The organism is Burkholderia reimsis (genome assembly GCF_003294055.1).
In the GTDB taxonomy this organism is placed as follows: domain Bacteria; phylum Pseudomonadota; class Gammaproteobacteria; order Burkholderiales; family Burkholderiaceae; genus Burkholderia; species Burkholderia cepacia.
The window spans coordinates 1-15,157 of record NZ_QMFZ01000081.1 but is presented as its reverse complement, the minus strand read 5'-3'; the positions used below and the strand labels follow the sequence as shown (position 1 = coordinate 15,157).

13 protein-coding genes and 1 tRNA gene are annotated in these 15,157 nt (G+C 66.9%); 10 read left to right on the top strand and 4 right to left on the bottom strand.

Going from position 1 to position 15,157, the window contains the following annotated elements; all coding sequences use genetic code 11:
* The first annotated feature begins 2 nt into the window (after nucleotides 1-2).
* From DPV79_RS40790 to DPV79_RS40765, 6 genes are all read left to right on the top strand, one after another.
* Nucleotides 3-89 (top strand) — tRNA-Leu (locus tag DPV79_RS40790).
* Between the two features lie 369 nt (nucleotides 90-458).
* Nucleotides 459-1,706, top strand: a complete 1,248-nt coding sequence (locus tag DPV79_RS40785; RefSeq protein WP_048020803.1) for an ROK family protein — start codon at nucleotides 459-461, stop codon at nucleotides 1,704-1,706.
* Nucleotides 1,693-3,246 carry a sugar ABC transporter ATP-binding protein gene (locus DPV79_RS40780; RefSeq protein WP_113048095.1) on the top strand — a complete coding sequence of 518 codons (1,554 nt, stop codon included), beginning with the start codon at nucleotides 1,693-1,695 and terminating at the stop codon, nucleotides 3,244-3,246. Before DPV79_RS40785 ends, DPV79_RS40780 begins: the two co-directional genes overlap by 14 nt.
* 40 nt (nucleotides 3,247-3,286) lie before the next feature.
* The gene (locus tag DPV79_RS40775) at nucleotides 3,287-4,324 is read left to right on the top strand and encodes an ABC transporter permease subunit (protein WP_021161550.1); all 1,038 of its coding nucleotides are present in this window, start codon (nucleotides 3,287-3,289) and stop codon (nucleotides 4,322-4,324) included.
* A gap of 78 nt (nucleotides 4,325-4,402) precedes the next feature.
* A complete protein-coding gene (locus DPV79_RS40770) occupies nucleotides 4,403-5,347 on the top strand; it encodes an ABC transporter substrate-binding protein (protein WP_059484278.1) in 945 nt (314 codons plus the stop codon).
* A gap of 132 nt (nucleotides 5,348-5,479) precedes the next feature.
* Complete coding sequence (locus tag DPV79_RS40765; protein WP_113048098.1) at nucleotides 5,480-6,415, top strand: carbohydrate kinase family protein; 936 nt, start codon at nucleotides 5,480-5,482, stop codon at nucleotides 6,413-6,415.
* A 22-nt stretch (nucleotides 6,416-6,437) separates the two neighbouring features.
* On the opposite strand, the gene DPV79_RS40760 is transcribed toward DPV79_RS40765, so the two are convergent.
* The 3 genes from DPV79_RS40760 to DPV79_RS40750 all read right to left on the bottom strand — a co-directional run bounded on the left by DPV79_RS40760 (nucleotide 6,438) and on the right by DPV79_RS40750 (nucleotide 9,475).
* Nucleotides 6,438-8,168, bottom strand: a complete 1,731-nt coding sequence (locus DPV79_RS40760; protein WP_113048094.1) for a SulP family inorganic anion transporter — start codon at nucleotides 8,166-8,168, stop codon at nucleotides 6,438-6,440.
* 7 nt (nucleotides 8,169-8,175) lie between these two features.
* Nucleotides 8,176-8,802 carry a ParB-like protein gene (locus tag DPV79_RS40755; RefSeq protein ID WP_113048093.1) on the bottom strand — a complete coding sequence of 209 codons (627 nt, stop codon included), beginning with the start codon at nucleotides 8,800-8,802 and terminating at the stop codon, nucleotides 8,176-8,178.
* A 130-nt stretch (nucleotides 8,803-8,932) separates the two neighbouring features.
* On the bottom strand, nucleotides 8,933-9,475 hold the full coding sequence (locus tag DPV79_RS40750) for a GNAT family N-acetyltransferase (RefSeq protein WP_113048092.1): 543 nt from the start codon (nucleotides 9,473-9,475) through the stop codon (nucleotides 8,933-8,935).
* Between the two features lie 280 nt (nucleotides 9,476-9,755).
* On the opposite strand from DPV79_RS40750, the gene DPV79_RS40745 reads away from it, so the two are divergent.
* From DPV79_RS40745 to DPV79_RS40730, 4 genes are all read left to right on the top strand, one after another.
* Nucleotides 9,756-10,976 (top strand): MFS transporter, encoded by a 1,221-nt coding sequence (locus DPV79_RS40745; RefSeq protein WP_042976429.1) that lies wholly within the window; start codon nucleotides 9,756-9,758, stop codon nucleotides 10,974-10,976.
* Nucleotides 10,977-11,191: 215 nt separating this feature from the next.
* On the top strand, nucleotides 11,192-12,013 hold the full coding sequence (locus DPV79_RS40740) for a TetR/AcrR family transcriptional regulator (RefSeq protein WP_021161544.1): 822 nt from the start codon (nucleotides 11,192-11,194) through the stop codon (nucleotides 12,011-12,013).
* A 156-nt stretch (nucleotides 12,014-12,169) separates the two neighbouring features.
* Nucleotides 12,170-13,924, top strand: coding sequence for a long-chain-fatty-acid--CoA ligase (locus DPV79_RS40735; protein WP_021161543.1), 1,755 nt, complete (start codon nucleotides 12,170-12,172; stop codon nucleotides 13,922-13,924).
* A gap of 29 nt (nucleotides 13,925-13,953) precedes the next feature.
* A complete protein-coding gene (locus DPV79_RS40730; RefSeq protein WP_113048097.1) occupies nucleotides 13,954-14,871 on the top strand; it encodes a DUF1571 domain-containing protein in 918 nt (305 codons plus the stop codon).
* Between the two features lie 27 nt (nucleotides 14,872-14,898).
* On the opposite strand, the gene DPV79_RS40725 is transcribed toward DPV79_RS40730, so the two are convergent.
* A partial coding sequence (locus DPV79_RS40725) for a hypothetical protein (RefSeq protein ID WP_244321904.1) occupies nucleotides 14,899-15,157 on the bottom strand: 259 nt, incomplete at its 5' end.

Below are 15,157 nucleotides of genomic sequence, written 5' to 3'. Positions count from 1 at the left end.
GTGCCCAGGTGGCGGAATTGGTAGACGCACTAGGTTCAGGTCCTAGCGGTGGCAACATCGTGGAGGTTCGAGTCCTCTCCTGGGCACCATCTGTTTTTAAAAAGGTCGGCTTCTAGCCGGCCTTTTTCATTTCCGGCTCCGGAAAAACCTCCCCCCATCTTCTCGAGCAGACCCAGCCGCTTCGATTTGCACCGCCAGCGCAAGCAAACAGCGGCAGCATGCTGCGAGTCCGGCGACAACCCACTGCCCGGGTTCATGCCACCACCCACGCCACCCTCCGCCTGAACGACCGACCTTCCGCGATCCATCCCCGATTCCGGACGCCCCGAGCTACCATCCCCGCCCTCCACCTCAAACCGGGATTTCCCTAGGCTGACATGCCGGCGTTCACGCGGTTAAATAAATCAACGTGATTTATTTAATGCGCCGCTGCACGGCGCGCCATGGAAGGAGACGCCATGAGAAGCCCGCACTTCGGCCAGGGCAGCAACTCGGCCAACGTGCGCCGTTACAACGAGCGCCTGCTGCTGAAGACGCTGCGCCGCGCAGGCAGCGCGTCAAAGGCCGATCTCGCCCGCCTCGCGAACATGACGGGCACGGCGGTCGGCAGCATCATCACATCGCTCGCCGACGCGAAGCTGATCGAATTCGCGGGCCGCACCGAAGGCCAGCGCGGTCAGCCGGCTTCGCTGATTCGCCTCGACCCGCGCGGCGCGTTCGGCATCGGCGTCCATCTCGACCGGATGCGCATCGAAACGGCGCTCGTCAACTTCGCGGGCGACGTGCTCGGCCGCCGCTCGCACGACACGCTGCTGCCTCCGCCTGCCGACGTGCTCGAGATCGTCCGCCACGACATCGAAGCGATGCAGGCCCTGCTCCCCGACCACGAGCGCGCCCGCCTGACCGGCATCGGTGTCGCGCAGCCCTACAACCTCGGCGCGTGGATGCGCGAACTCGGTCTCGCACCCGACACGTTCCGCGCATGGGAAGACGTCGATTTCGCCAGCGACCTCGGTCGCATGCTGTCGCTTCCGGTATTCGGCGAGAACGACGGCAACGCAGCCGCGATCGCCGAGCTGTTCTACGGATACGGCCGGCAGTGCGACGACTTCGTCTATCTGTTCATCGGGCCGGCAATCGGCGGCGGCATCGCGATCGACGGCGACTGCCTGCGCGGCGTGACCGGCAACGCGGGCGACATCGCCGTGATTCCCGTGCCGCCGAGCCGGCTCGCTTCCGCGCCGCCGCCGCGTGGCCCGTGGGACATCCTGCTCGCGCGTGCGTCGCTGCATGCGCTCGTGCGCCATCTGCGCCATCACGGCGAGACGGTCGACAACCGGGCCGATCTCGAAGCCTGCATCGCTCGCGGCCTGCCCGCCGTCGACGAATGGATCGACGATTGCGTCGACGCGCTCGCCCCTGCGTTGCGCGCGGTGCTGTGTGTGGTCGATGCGCCGGTGGTCGTGCTCGACGCCGATACCGACGCTGGCCTGCTCGACGCGGTGACAACGCGCCTGCGTGCCGCGCTCGTGGCCACCGCGCCCGAAGCACGCGGCACGCCGGTGCTCGTGCGCGGCACGTTCGGTGCCGACGCCGGCGCGATCGGCGCAGCCACGCTGCCGATGTATTTCAACTTCTCCCCGCGGGCCGGCATCCTCAAGGGCGCCCGCACCGATTCGCAGGAGGTCAACCATGTCGCGATCTGAGTCGCCTCGCCCGCTGCTCGAGATGCGCGGGATCAGCAAGACGTTCCCGGCCGTGCGCGCGCTCGACAACGTGAGCCTGACCGTCTATCCCGGCGAGATCCACTCGCTGATGGGCGAAAACGGCGCGGGCAAATCGACGCTGATGAAGATCCTGTCGGGCGCATACCGCGCCGACGCCGGCGGCGAGATCCTGATCGACGGCGAACGCATCGACATCGACGGCCCGCTTGCCGCACGCGATGCTGGCGTCGCGGTGATCTACCAGGAGCTGTGCCTGTCCCCGAACCTGAGCGTCGCGGAAAACATCTACATCGGCCGCGAATTGCGGCGCGGCAACCGGCGCTGGGGCACGATCGACCGCGCGGCAATGGCACGCGGCTGCGAGGACGTGCTCGCGCGCCTGGGCGCATCGTTCGGGCCCGACACGCTCGTCGGCACGCTGTCGATCGCGGAACAGCAGCTCGTCGAGATCGCGCGCGCCGTGCACACCCGCGCACGCATCCTCGTGATGGACGAGCCGACCACGCCGCTGTCGTCGCGCGAGACCGAACACCTGTTCCGCCTGATCCGCCAGTTGCGCGAGGAAGGTCTCGCGATCATCTACATCAGCCACCGGATGGCGGAGATCTACGAGTTGTCCGATCGTGTGTCGGTGCTGCGCGACGGCACGTATGTCGGCACGCTCGAGCGCGCGTCGCTGTCGGCCGAGCGTCTTGTCGCGATGATGGTCGGCCGCGACATCTCCGGCTTTTACAAGAAGGAACACGCGCCGTACGACCCCGGCCACCTGCTGCTGTCGGTACGCGACATCGCCGACGGCGCGCGCGTGCGCGGCTGCAGCCTCGACCTGCACGCCGGCGAAGTGCTCGGCATCGCGGGGCTCGTCGGCGCCGGCCGCACCGAGCTCGCGCGGCTGATCTTCGGCGCGGAACCGCGCGTGCGCGGCAACGTGAAGGTGGGCGAACGCACGTTTGGCGCGCACTCGCCGCGCGACGCGATCGACGCCGGGCTCGTCTATCTGACCGAAGACCGCAAGCGCCAGGGCCTGTTCCTCGACATGAGCGTACGCGACAACATCAACATCTCGGTATGCAACCGCGATGCGCGGCTCGGTGCGCTCGACCTCGCGCGCGGCGCCGAACGTGCACGCGACGCGATTGCATCGCTGTCGATCCGCGTCCCCCACGCGAACGTCAACGTCGGCGCGCTGTCAGGCGGCAACCAGCAGAAAGTGCTGCTGTCGCGCCTGCTCGAAACGAAGCCGCGCGTGCTGATCCTCGACGAACCGACGCGCGGCGTCGACATCGGCGCGAAATCCGAGATCTACCGGATCATCAACGAACTGGCCGGCGCCGGCGTGGGTGTGATCGTGATCTCGAGCGAACTGCCGGAAATCATAGGCGTCGCCGACCGGGTGCTCGTGATGCGCGAAGGCGAGATCGCGGGCGAACTCGGCGGCCACACGCATACGCCCATCACGCAGGAAGCCATCATCGCGCTCGCCACCGGCTCGCAGGCCGAACTCGCCGACGCGCACTGAGCCCGCCCTTTCAGTCCATTCTTACATTCAGGTTACCGACATGATCAACCCGACCAAGCAGCGGAACCTCGCTTCCGCGACGGCCCATCCGGTGGGCAACCGTACGCCGCTGTTGCGCGGCGCCGATCACCGCGCCCGCATGCAGTCGCTGATCCGCACCGCCGGCATGCTGCCGGTGCTGCTGGTTCTGTGCATCGGCTTCGGCTTCCTGACCGACGGCTTCTTCACGCTGCAGAACCTGTCGATCGTCACGCAGCAGGCGTCGATCAACATCGTGCTCGCCGCCGGCATGACCTTCGTGATCCTGACGGGCGGCATCGACCTGTCGGTCGGCTCGGTGCTCGCCGCCGCGGCCGTCGCGGCGCTGCTCGCGTCGACCATTCCGGGCTGGGGCTGGCTCGGCGTACCGTTCGCGCTCGTCGTCGGCCTCGTGTTCGGCGCGATCAACGGCGGCCTGATCTCGTTCCTGCGCCTGCCGCCGTTCATCGTCACGCTCGGCGCGATGACGGCCGTGCGCGGCGTTGCGCGCCTGATCGGCAACGACACCACCGTGTTCAATCCGCAGTTGCCGTTCGCGTTCATCGGCAACGGCACGATCCTCGGTGTGCCCTGGCTCGTCGTCATCGCGTGCGCGGTCATCGCGATCTCGTGGTTCATCCTGCGCCGCACGGTGCTCGGGATGCGCATCTATTCGGTGGGCGGCAATCCGGAAGCCGCGCGACTGTCGGGCATCAACGTGCGGGCGATCCAGATGTTCGTCTATGCGGCGTCGGGCCTGCTCGCCGGGCTCGGCGCGGTGATGTCGGCCGCGCGGCTTTATGCGGCGAACGGCCTGCAGCTCGGCCAGTCGTACGAACTCGACGCGATCGCCGCGGTAATCCTCGGCGGCACGAGCTTCGTCGGCGGCGTCGGCTCGATCGTCGGCACGCTGATCGGTGCGCTGATCATCGCGGTACTGACGAACGGCCTCGTACTGCTCGGCGTGTCCGACATCTGGCAGTACATCATCAAGGGGCTCGTGATCATCGGCGCCGTTGCGCTCGATCGCTATCGCCAGCGCGACTCGGCACGCACCTGACCCTTCCCGTCGATTCAACCTTGCGGCGCAGGCCGGTTCGCCTGCGCCCGTTCACCAACAATTCGGAGACACAACGACATGATCAAGCACAAAGCCGCCCTGACCGCCGTCGCCTGCGCACTCGCCTTCGGCGCGCCCGCCGCACACGCGGCCGACAAGCCGCTCAAATCGATCGGCGTCACGGTCGGGTCGCTCGGCAATCCGTATTTCGTCACGATCGTCAAGGGTGCCGAAGCACGCGCCAGGCAGCTCAATCCGAATGCGAAGGTCACGGCCGTCTCGGCCGACTACGACCTGAACAAGCAGTTCACGCAGATCGACAACTTCATCTCCGCGCACGTCGACATGATCCTGCTCAACGCGACCGATCCGAAGGCGATCGAGCCGGCGGTGAAGAAGGCGCAGGCGGCCGGCATCACGGTCGTCGCGGTCGACGTCGCCGCGGCCGGCGCAAACGCGACCGTGCAGACCAACAACGTGAAAGCCGGCGAACTCGCGTGCGACTACATCGCGAAGAAACTCAACGGCAAGGGCAACGTGATCATCGAGAACGGCCCGCAGGTATCGGCCGTGATCGATCGCGTCAACGGCTGCAAGGCCGTGCTCGCGAAAAACGCCGGCATCAAGCTGCTGTCGAGCGACCAGGACGGCAAGGGTTCGCGCGAAGGCGGGATGAATGCGATGCAAGGCTACCTGACGCGCTTTCCGAAGCTCGACGCGGTGTTCACGATCAACGACCCGCAGGCGATCGGCAGCGACCTCGCCGCGAAGCAGCTGAACCGGCCGGGCATCGTGATCACGTCGGTCGACGGCGCACCCGACATCGAAGTCGCGCTCAAGTCCAACACGCTCGTGCAGGCATCGTCGAGCCAGGATCCCTGGGCCATGGCGCAGCAGGCGGTCAACGTCGGCTACGGGATCATGAACGGCCAGAAGCCGGCCAATCCGATGATCCTGATCGAGCCGACGCTCATCACGCGCGACAACGTGAAGACCTACAAGGGCTGGAGCTCGCCGCGCTGATCGCGCCGCCTGTCCGCCCACGCAATCGGGCGGTGCGGGGCCGTGTCGCCATGCGCGACGGCCCCGCACTGCCCGCCTTTTCGGATCAACCGCTGTACGGCCGTGCGCAACGCCACGGCACAAGGTTTCGACATGACGACGACGTTCCCCCGCCTGATCGTATTCGGCGAAGCGCTGACCGATTTCATCCGCGACGACGCGCAGCATTGGCACAGCATCGCCGGCGGCTCATGCTGGAACGTCGCGCGCGTCGGCGCGCGACTCGGCGTGCCGACGGCCTTCGCCGGCACGGTCAGCCGCGACATCTTCGGCGACGAACTGATGCGCAAGAGTGCCGACGCCGGGCTCGACCTGCGCTTCATCCGGCAGGTCGATCGTGCGCCGCTGCTCGCGATGGTCGTGTCGAAGCAGCCGCCCCACTATTTCTTCATCGGCGAGAACAGCGCCGATCTCGCGTTCGATCCGGCGGACCTGCCCACCGGTGCGCTCGATGCGGCCGAGATCGTGCACGTCGGCTCGCTCGGCGTCGTGCGCGAGCCGCTCGCGGCGCGCCTGATCGAAGTCGCGCAGGCCGCGCGGACGGCCGGCAAGCGAATCTCGTTCGACCCGAACTTCCGTGCGCCAATGGCCGCGCCGTCGTATCGCGACACGCTGCGCCGGCTGGCCGGGCTCGCCGACTGGATCAAGGTGTCCGACGAGGATCTGCGCGGGTTGTTTCCGGAACTCGATGAAGCCGCCGCGCTCGCGCAACTGCGCACGTGGGCGCCCGATGCAACGATGCTCGTCACGCGCGGCGCATCGGGCATGCAGCTCCTGAATCGCGACACCGTGCTGTTCCAGCCCGCATTCCCGACCGAGGTGGCCGACACCGTCGGCTGCGGCGACGCGAGCATCGGCGGCTGGCTCGCAAGCCAGCTGGCGCGTCCCGACGCGTCAACCGCCGAGCATCTGCGCTACGCGGCCGCGTGCGCGGCGGTCGCCTGTGCGCATGCAGGCGCCTATGCGCCGACGGCGGCCGAGGTGACCGGCATGATCGACCGCACCGCCGATACTGCAGTCTCGCAATAGCACGTACCGGCGCACCGCCCCGTCACGCGGCGGTCGTTCCGCCGCTGCCGTCCGGCGGCGTCCCGGCCTGCAGCAGCTGCAGGCTCTCGTCGACGCTCAGTTCGGACATCGCATCGTCGTGAAGCGTATCGTCCGCCGCGCGGCGCAATGCATGCAGCGTGTGCACCTTGAGCCGCACGAGCGCGAGCCGCAACCCGCGCGCCGCGCATTCGGCCGCAAACGTGCGCAACGATTCGATCGTCGTGCCGTCGACATCCGGCGTTTCCTCGAGGCTCAGCATCACGGTATGCGTGTCCGGCGCGGCTTTCATCAACGCACGCACACGGTTCAACATCCGGTCCGCATTCGCGAAGAACAGCTGCGCCTCGGGCCGCACGATCAGCACGCCCGGCACCGGCTTCGCGTCGGCGTGGCTCGCTACGTCGACGAAATCATGGCTGTCGCGCAGCCTGCCGAGCACGCTGACGTTCGGCTCGGACAACTTGCGCAGCGTCAGCAGCAGGCTCACGCCGATGGCCGCGAGCAGCCCGTGCAGCACACCGAGCACGAGCACCGCGAGCAGCGCGGCGATCACGACGAGCCGGTCGCGATGCCAGGCCCAGTACGGCCGGAATACCGACGGATGCAGCGAGTGGCTGACCGCGAAGATCACGATCGCCGCGAGCACGGGCTCCGGCGTGCGCGCCAGCTGCGGCAGCAGCAGCCACACGATCAGCGCGACCACGCCCGCCGCCCACAGGCCTGCAAAGCGCGACTGCGCGCCGGCCGCTTCGTTCGCCGAGGTCGCCGAATAACCGGCGCCGACCGGCATCCCGTGCAGCAGGCCCGACACGAGGTTCGCGCAGCCGAGCGCGACGAGGTCGCGGTTCGGCGACACGCTGTCGCCGTGCTTCAGTGCGAAGTTGCGGATCGATCCGTACGACTCCGCATACAGGATCAGCATCAGCGCGAACGCAAGCTCGACGGTCTGCATCCATGCGTTGCGGTCGAGGGTCGGCAGGCCGAACTCGATATGCCGGAAGTCGATGTGGCCGACGATCGCAATGCCGTATCGCTGCCAGTCGACCGCATAACCGGCCGCGATCGACAGCACGATCACGACGAGCGTGGCGGGCACCCGCGCGCTCCGCCCGAGTGCGAACAGCAACGCCAGCGCGGTCGCGCCGAGCACGACGCTCGCGAGATTCGCGTGCGGCGCGCCGCTGATCAGGTCGAGCGCGACATGCGGCGCATCGCTGTGCTGCACGGAAATCGCGAGAATCTTCGGCAACTGCTTGATGACGATCGTCAGCGCGAGGCCGAACGTGAAGCCGCGCAGCACCGGCCGCGCGACGAAATCCGACATGCCGCCGAGCCGCGCGGCACCCGCCAGGATGAACAGCACGCCCGTCATCGCGACGAGCGCCGCCGCCAGCGCGAGCTGCGCGGCAAGCGCCATTCCCGACTCCGCGAGCACGGTCGCCGCGAGCACGGCAGCCGACGACGACGTCGACGATACGATCGCGAAACGGCTGCTGCCGGTGAGCGCATAGACGACGAGCCCCGACAGCAACGCGATGAGACCGGCCTGCGGCGGCAGGTTGGCCAGCCCCGCGTACGCGACCGCCTCGGGGATCAGCAGGCCCGCGATCGACAGGCCGGCCAGCGCGTCGAGGCCGATGCGCCGCGTCGGCGGCGGCGCGACCGCGTCGAGCGCGGAGAAATGCTCGGCATGCTGCGGGCCGGCATCGGGGCGGATCGGGGCGGTCGTCATGAGGTGCTCAGGGTTTGACGGCGATGACGCCCGACCAGCCGGGCAGATAGCGTGCATCCTGCTCATGCGCGCGATGCAGTGCGATATCGAGCGCCTTCGCGAAGTTCTTGCGGATCTGGTCGAGCGACACGTGCTGGCGCAGGTAGTCGGCCCACAGGAATTCGCTGAACGGCGTCGCGTCCTTCGCGTAGCCGCCCGCGGTGCGCAGTTCGCCGGCGAGGCTGCGGTACGGATCGTCCACGAGACCCGTCAGCGCCTTCGGCAGATTCGCGTAGTCGCGGCGTGTGCCGTCCGCACCGAACGGATGCACCCACTGGTTGTGTTCCATCATCCGCCAGAAGATCGTGTCGTCGAGCCACGACAGGTCCTTCAGCAGCATCGCGTTCACGCGCGCCTCGCCTTCCTCGATCAGTGCGAGGCCGAGATGATGATGATCGGTGATGTAGTGCAGCCCGCCCGGGCCGAGCACGGCCGGGAACCAGTGCGATTCGATCGCGGTCTTGCGCGCGCGCTTGCTGAGCCCCTTCCAGTGCTTGCGCTTCGCCTTGACTTCGCGATAGCCGACCGTCATCTGCGTGGGCCGCAGATCTTCCAGCTTGACGGGAATCAGGTGAACATCGTTGCCGAGTGCCATGGTCGTACCCCATGTTGCGAAATTCCGGCAACGATACTCCTGATCACACGAGCCGTTAATACGTCATGACCTCGATACGCATCCGGTTGACGATCTCTGACAACCGTCCGTACCTGCGCAAGACGCTGCGCTACGCGCGCAGGTCGTTGCGTTCGAGACGATGTCGAATGTAAGGAATGCCATCGTGCACGACGCTCACCCGGCGCATCCCGAGCTTGCGCGCGACGTTCAACGAGCCGCTGTTGGCTTCCGCGATATCGGCGATCACGCGCGGCAGGCGCACGGTGTCGAACGCGTGGCGCATGATGGCTTGCGCGGCCTCGCTCGCGATACCGCGCCCCCAGGTCTCACGCACCAGCCGCCAGCCGATCTCGACGTCGCGCGCGCCGTCCGCATAGTCCGGAATCAGCAGGACCCAGCCGATGAACGCATCGGGCGCGGCCTTCTCGAAGATCGACCAGTAGCCGAGGCCCGGCGGATAGTCGCGCGTGATCCGGTGCGTGACGAAGCGACGGTGCTCGACGGGATCGTGCCACGGGCCCGCGATGTGCCGCGTGACCTCGGGATCGCGATCCATCGCGATGCAGGCGTCGAGATCGGCCAGTACGCGCGGACGCAGCCACAGCCGCGCAGTTTCGAGCACGGGCAGCGTGGCGGCGGAAGGTTCAGTCATCTGGACTCCTGATTCGGTGACGATGCTCACCGGACGCATTACAAAACAGATACAAACGGCCTTCCGGAATGATACAGATGCCTGTCGCCGGTTTCGCGCGACGCCGTTGCCGAATCCGAAACAGTTCATTTCCTAGGGATTATTCCCGATTCGGCGTTATCGCGCCCCACATCGCCGGGCGCCGCGGCCTACACTCGATCCATGCCCCCGCACCGCGCGCAAGCCGGCCGGCATCCGCATGCACATCGTAAGCGCGCAAGCCAACGAGGAGACCTCGGACATGAGCTGGACCCGCGAACAACGCAACGTGACGATCGCCGCCTACCTGGGCTGGACACTCGATGCGTTCGATTTCTTCCTGATGGTCTTCGTGCTGAAGGACATCGCCGCCGAATTCGGATCGACGATTCCCGCCGTCGCGTTCGCGCTCACGTTGACACTCGCGATGCGTCCGCTAGGCGCGCTGATCTTCGGCCGGCTCGCCGACCGCTTCGGCCGCCGCCCGACCCTGATGGTCAACATCGCGTGCTACTCGCTGCTCGAGCTCGCATCGGGTTTCGCGCCGAGCCTGACCGCGCTGCTCGTGCTGCGCGCGCTGTTCGGCGTCGCGATGGGCGGCGAATGGGGGGTCGGCTCCGCGCTGACGATGGAAACCGTGCCGACCCATGCACGCGGCTTCGTGTCGGGGCTGCTGCAGGCCGGCTATCCGAGCGGCTACCTGCTCGCGTCCGTCGTGTTCGGCCTGTTCTACCAGTACATCGGCTGGCGCGGGATGTTCATGGTCGGCGTGCTGCCCGCGCTGCTCGTGCTGTACGTGCGCGCCCACGTGCCCGAATCGCCGGCGTGGAAGCAGATGGAGAAGCGCCCGCGCCCGAGCCTCGGGGCCACGCTGCAGCAGAACTGGAAGCTCACGATCTACGCGATCGTGCTGATGACCGCGTTCAACTTCTTCTCGCACGGCACGCAGGATCTCTATCCGACGTTCCTGCGCGAACAGCATCATTTCGATCCCCATACCGTGTCTTGGATCACGATCGTGCTGAACATCGGTGCCATCGTCGGCGGCCTGTCGTTCGGCTCGATCTCGGAGCGGATCGGCCGGCGTCGTGCCATCTTCATCGCTGCATTGATCGCCCTGCCCGTGCTGCCACTGTGGGCATTCTCGAGCGGCCCGGTTGCCCTCGCCGCGGGGGCGTTCCTGATGCAGATCTCGGTGCAGGGTGCGTGGGGCGTGATCCCGGTTCACCTGAACGAGATCTCGCCCGACGAGATCCGCGCGACCTTCCCCGGCGTCGTCTATCAGCTCGGCAACCTGCTCGCGTCGGGCAACGCGACGATGCAGGCCTCGCTCGCCGTTTCGCACAACAACAACTACGGCTTCGCGCTCGCGCTCGTGGCCGGCATCGTCGCCGTCGTGATCGCCGTGCTGATCCTGTTCAGCCGCGAGCGGCGCGGTATCGACATGACGCAATCGGTCAATACGCGTAGCACCGTCGCCTGATCCCGCGCATTGCCGCATTGCACCATCGCGCGTGCCCCGCCCTGTCGAAGGCGCGCGCGATACTTTCCGCATTCGCACATCGAACTAGAGGAATTTGTCCAGATTCCCCGCTTGCCCGCTCCGCTCGCCCTTTTTTATCTTAATAAAAACGACTGTTTGAATCAGATAATCAAATCACCAGTTCGCGGCCGGGCGACCGGCATGGGAGGCGGGACATGGCAGTAAGTCAGGAGGGGCGGCCATCCGCGGGACGGCCGTCCGGGGCACGGTCATCCGGCACTCGGCAGACCGGCGGGACGAAGGCGCGCATCCTCGATGCGGCCGAGGACCTGTTCATCGAGCATGGCTTCGAGGCGATGTCGATGCGCCAGATCACCTCGCGCGCGGCGGTCAACCTCGCCGCGGTCAACTACCACTTCGGCAGCAAGGAAGCGTTGATCCACGCGATGCTGTCGCGCCGGCTCGACCAGCTCAACCAGGAACGCCTCGGTATCCTCGACCGCTTCGATGCGCAACTCGGCACGCACATCACCTGCGAGCACGTGCTCGGCGCGATGTTCATTCCCGCGCTGAAGGCATCGCGCAATCCCGAACGCGGCGGGCCCGGGTTCCTGCGGCTGATCGGCCGCGCGTACACCGATCCGTCGCCGTTCGTGCGCAACTTCCTGACCGCGCACTACGCAAGCGTCGCGGGCCGCTTCTTCGACGCGTTCCAGCGCGCGTTGCCGCACCTGCCGCGCACGGAGCTCGGCTGGCGGCTGCACTTCGCGATCGGCGCACTGTCCGGCGCGCTCGCAGGCGCCGAAACGGAAAGCCTGATCGACGAGTTCTCGCAAGGCCGCACGATGAACGACGTGCAGATGATCGCGCGGCTGTCGTCACTGATCGTCGCCGCGCTGAAAGCGCCGATGCCCGACAGCGCGCAACTGTCGATCTTCGCGGCCGTGCTCGACGATGCAGGCGCAAGCGAAGCGTTCGGGCTGCCGTCGTCGGGCGCGGCCGCCGCCGATACGGCGACGCTGCATTCCACGAACTGAGCGCGCGAGGCCACGCGCGGCTTCCTGTTCACGATTTGATTGAAACGCGCGGTCATGCGGAGCGCCGAGGCGCCCCGTCGATCGACCGTGCGGCACGGGGCACGGGCCGGCGCTGAAGCGCCGGCCTTCGCCGAGAGCAAAGACCGGAGACATGTCATGTCATCTTCCGCAGCAACCGCAGCGGCCCAGGTTCCGCCGAACACCGACGGCATCTGGTACGCGTCATATCCGCCCGGCGTCCCGCACGACATCGACGTCACGCAATACGCATCGCTCGTGCAGTTCTTCGACGAATGCACGAGCCGCTTCGCCGAGCGCGTCGCCTATGTGAGCGCGGGCGCATCGATGACCTATCGCACGCTCGCGCAGAAAGTCGACGCGTTCGCGTCGTATCTGCAAAGCCTCGGCGTCAAACCGGGCGACCGCGTCGCGATCATGCTGCCGAACACGTTCCAGTACCCGGTCGCGCTGTTCGGCACGCTGAAAGCCGGTGCGATCGTCGTCAACGTCAATCCGCTCTATACCGTGCGCGAACTCGCGCATCAGTTGAAGGACAGCGGCGCGCAGACGATCGTCGTGTTCGAGAATTTCGCGCGCACGCTGCAGGACGCGCTGCCGGAAACGCAGGTGAAGAACATCGTCGTCACCGCGCTCGGCGACCTCCTCGCCGACGGCTTCAATGCGAAAGGACGCCTGATCAATTTCGTGCTGAAGCACGTGAAGAAACTCGTGCCGGCCTACCACCTGCCGCAGGCCATCCGGTTGCGCTCCGCCCTCGCGCTCGGTGCGCGAAGCAAGCCGCAGCCCGTGCAGACGACACGCGACGACCTCGCATTCCTGCAATACACGGGCGGCACGACGGGCGTCGCGAAAGGCGCGATGCTCACGCATGGCAACCTGATCGCGAACCTGCTGCAGGCGAAGGCCTGGATCGCCGACCAGGTATCGGGCGACGTCGAAACCGTGCTCACGCCGCTGCCGCTGTATCACATCTATTCGCTGACGGTGAACGCATTCATCTTCATGGGGCTCGGCGGGCGCAACATCCTGATCGCGAACCCGCGCGACATGACGATGGTGATGAAGATCATCCGCAACGAGACGTTCACCGGGATCACCGGCATCAACACGCTGTACAACGCGTTCCTCGACAACGAGGAATTCCGCAAGCGCGATTTCTCGAAGCTGAAGCTCGCGATGGCGGGCGGGATGGCGATGCAGCGGGCGGTCGCCGAGCGCTTCCAGCAGGTGACGGGCCGGCCGGTGGTCGAAGGCTACGGCCTGACCGAATGCTCGCCAATCGTCACGATGAACCCCGTCGACCTGAACGACATGGCCGCGTTCAGCGGTTCGATCGGCCTGCCCGCGCCGTCCACCGTCGTGCGCTTTCGCCGTGAGGACGGCACCTGGGCGCCCGTCGGCGAGCCGGGCGAGCTGTGCGTGCACGGCCCGCAGGTGATGCGCGGCTACTGGCAGCGCCCCGACGAGACGGCCAAGGTGATCGACGCCGACGGATGGCTCAGCACCGGCGACATCGGCGTGATGGACGAACGCGGCTTCATCCGCCTGATCGACCGCAAGAAGGACATGATCCTCGTGTCGGGCTTCAACGTGTATCCGAACGAGATCGAGGAAGTGCTGGTGATGCATCCGGGCATCAGCGAAGCCGCGGCGATCGGCATTCCGGACGAGGTACAGGGCGAACGGATCAAGGTGTTCGTCGTGCGCCGCGACCCGTCGCTGACGACCGACGATGTGCTCGCGCACTGCCGCAAGAACCTCACCGGCTACAAGATGCCGAAATTCGTCGAGTTCCGCGACGCGCTGCCGCAGACGAACGTCGGCAAGATCCTGCGCCGTGCGCTGCGCGACGAGGAACTCGCCAAAATCAAGGCCGCGAAGCAAGGTTGAACGATCCGCCGCCCAGGGAGACGCAGTCGATGAACGAAGGAAAGAAGCACCACGCGCGGCATGCCGCCGCCGTGGCAGTCGCCTGCCTGCTGTCGCTCGGACAGGCGGGCCTGCATGCACAGGAAACGGCCGACGCCGCAAGCGCTGCCGCGGGCGTCGCGCTGCCGGCGGACCTCGCGAAGGTCGCGCGCGAGCCGGTCGCGCAGCAGGCGCGCTGGCTGCGCACGGCCGCGCAGCGCGGCACGCTCGCGCAACTCGACGACGCGACGCTCACGGCGCTCTTCAAGGCACTCGATCCGCTCGCCGTGCCGCTCTATATCCGTAACGGCCCCAACGGCTATCCGTCGTACCAGTTCACGATGGTGCGCCAGGAGCGCATCAGCGAAAAGTGGTCCGATACGCCCGACCGCATGCTCGTGAAGACCACCCGCGAGCCGCTGCGCGTCTATGCGAAATGGCTGCCGGGCGGTGCACATGCCGGACAGGAGACCATCTACGACACGACGCAGCGCAAGGACGAGATGTACGGGCACCTCGGCGGCCTGCTCGGCAAGATTCCGCTGTGGACGGCACTCGACGGCGCACTCGCACGTGCGCAGTCGAATCACCAGGTGAAGGATCTCGGTACCGAGTTCATCACGAACCTGTACCTGACCGAAGGGAAGAAATACGTGGAAGCCGGCGTGCAGCGGCCGACCGATGTGGAGGCCAGGACGATCGGCGGCGTGCGCGTCGTCGCGCTCACCTACGAGACACCGACCGGCCGGCCGCAGTTCTACGCGAAGAAGGAAGTCCTCGGGCTCGATCTGCACGCGCCCTATTTCCGGACCGTCGAGTCCTATGACAACGACGGCAAGATCTTCGAGCGGATCGTCATCGAGAAAATCGCGCCGGCGACGCTCGACGACACCGCATTCGACCCGAAAAACCCCGACTACGCGTTCTGATGCGCGCCGGCGGGGCTGGCCTCGGGCTCAATCGTCATCGTCGTCGCCGTGGTGCCGGTGCCAATGCTTGTAATAGTGCTTGCGCCACTTGCGATAGCGATCGTCGTCCTCGTCGCCGTAGTAGCCGTATCCATAGCCCGGATAGGCGACCACGGCCGGCTGCGGCGCCACATAGACCGGCGCCGGCTCGACATAGACCGGTGCGACCGGTACGCCGATGCCGACCGACAGGTCGACATGCCCCGCCATCGCACTGCCGGAAGCCAGCAACGCCACGCCCCCGACC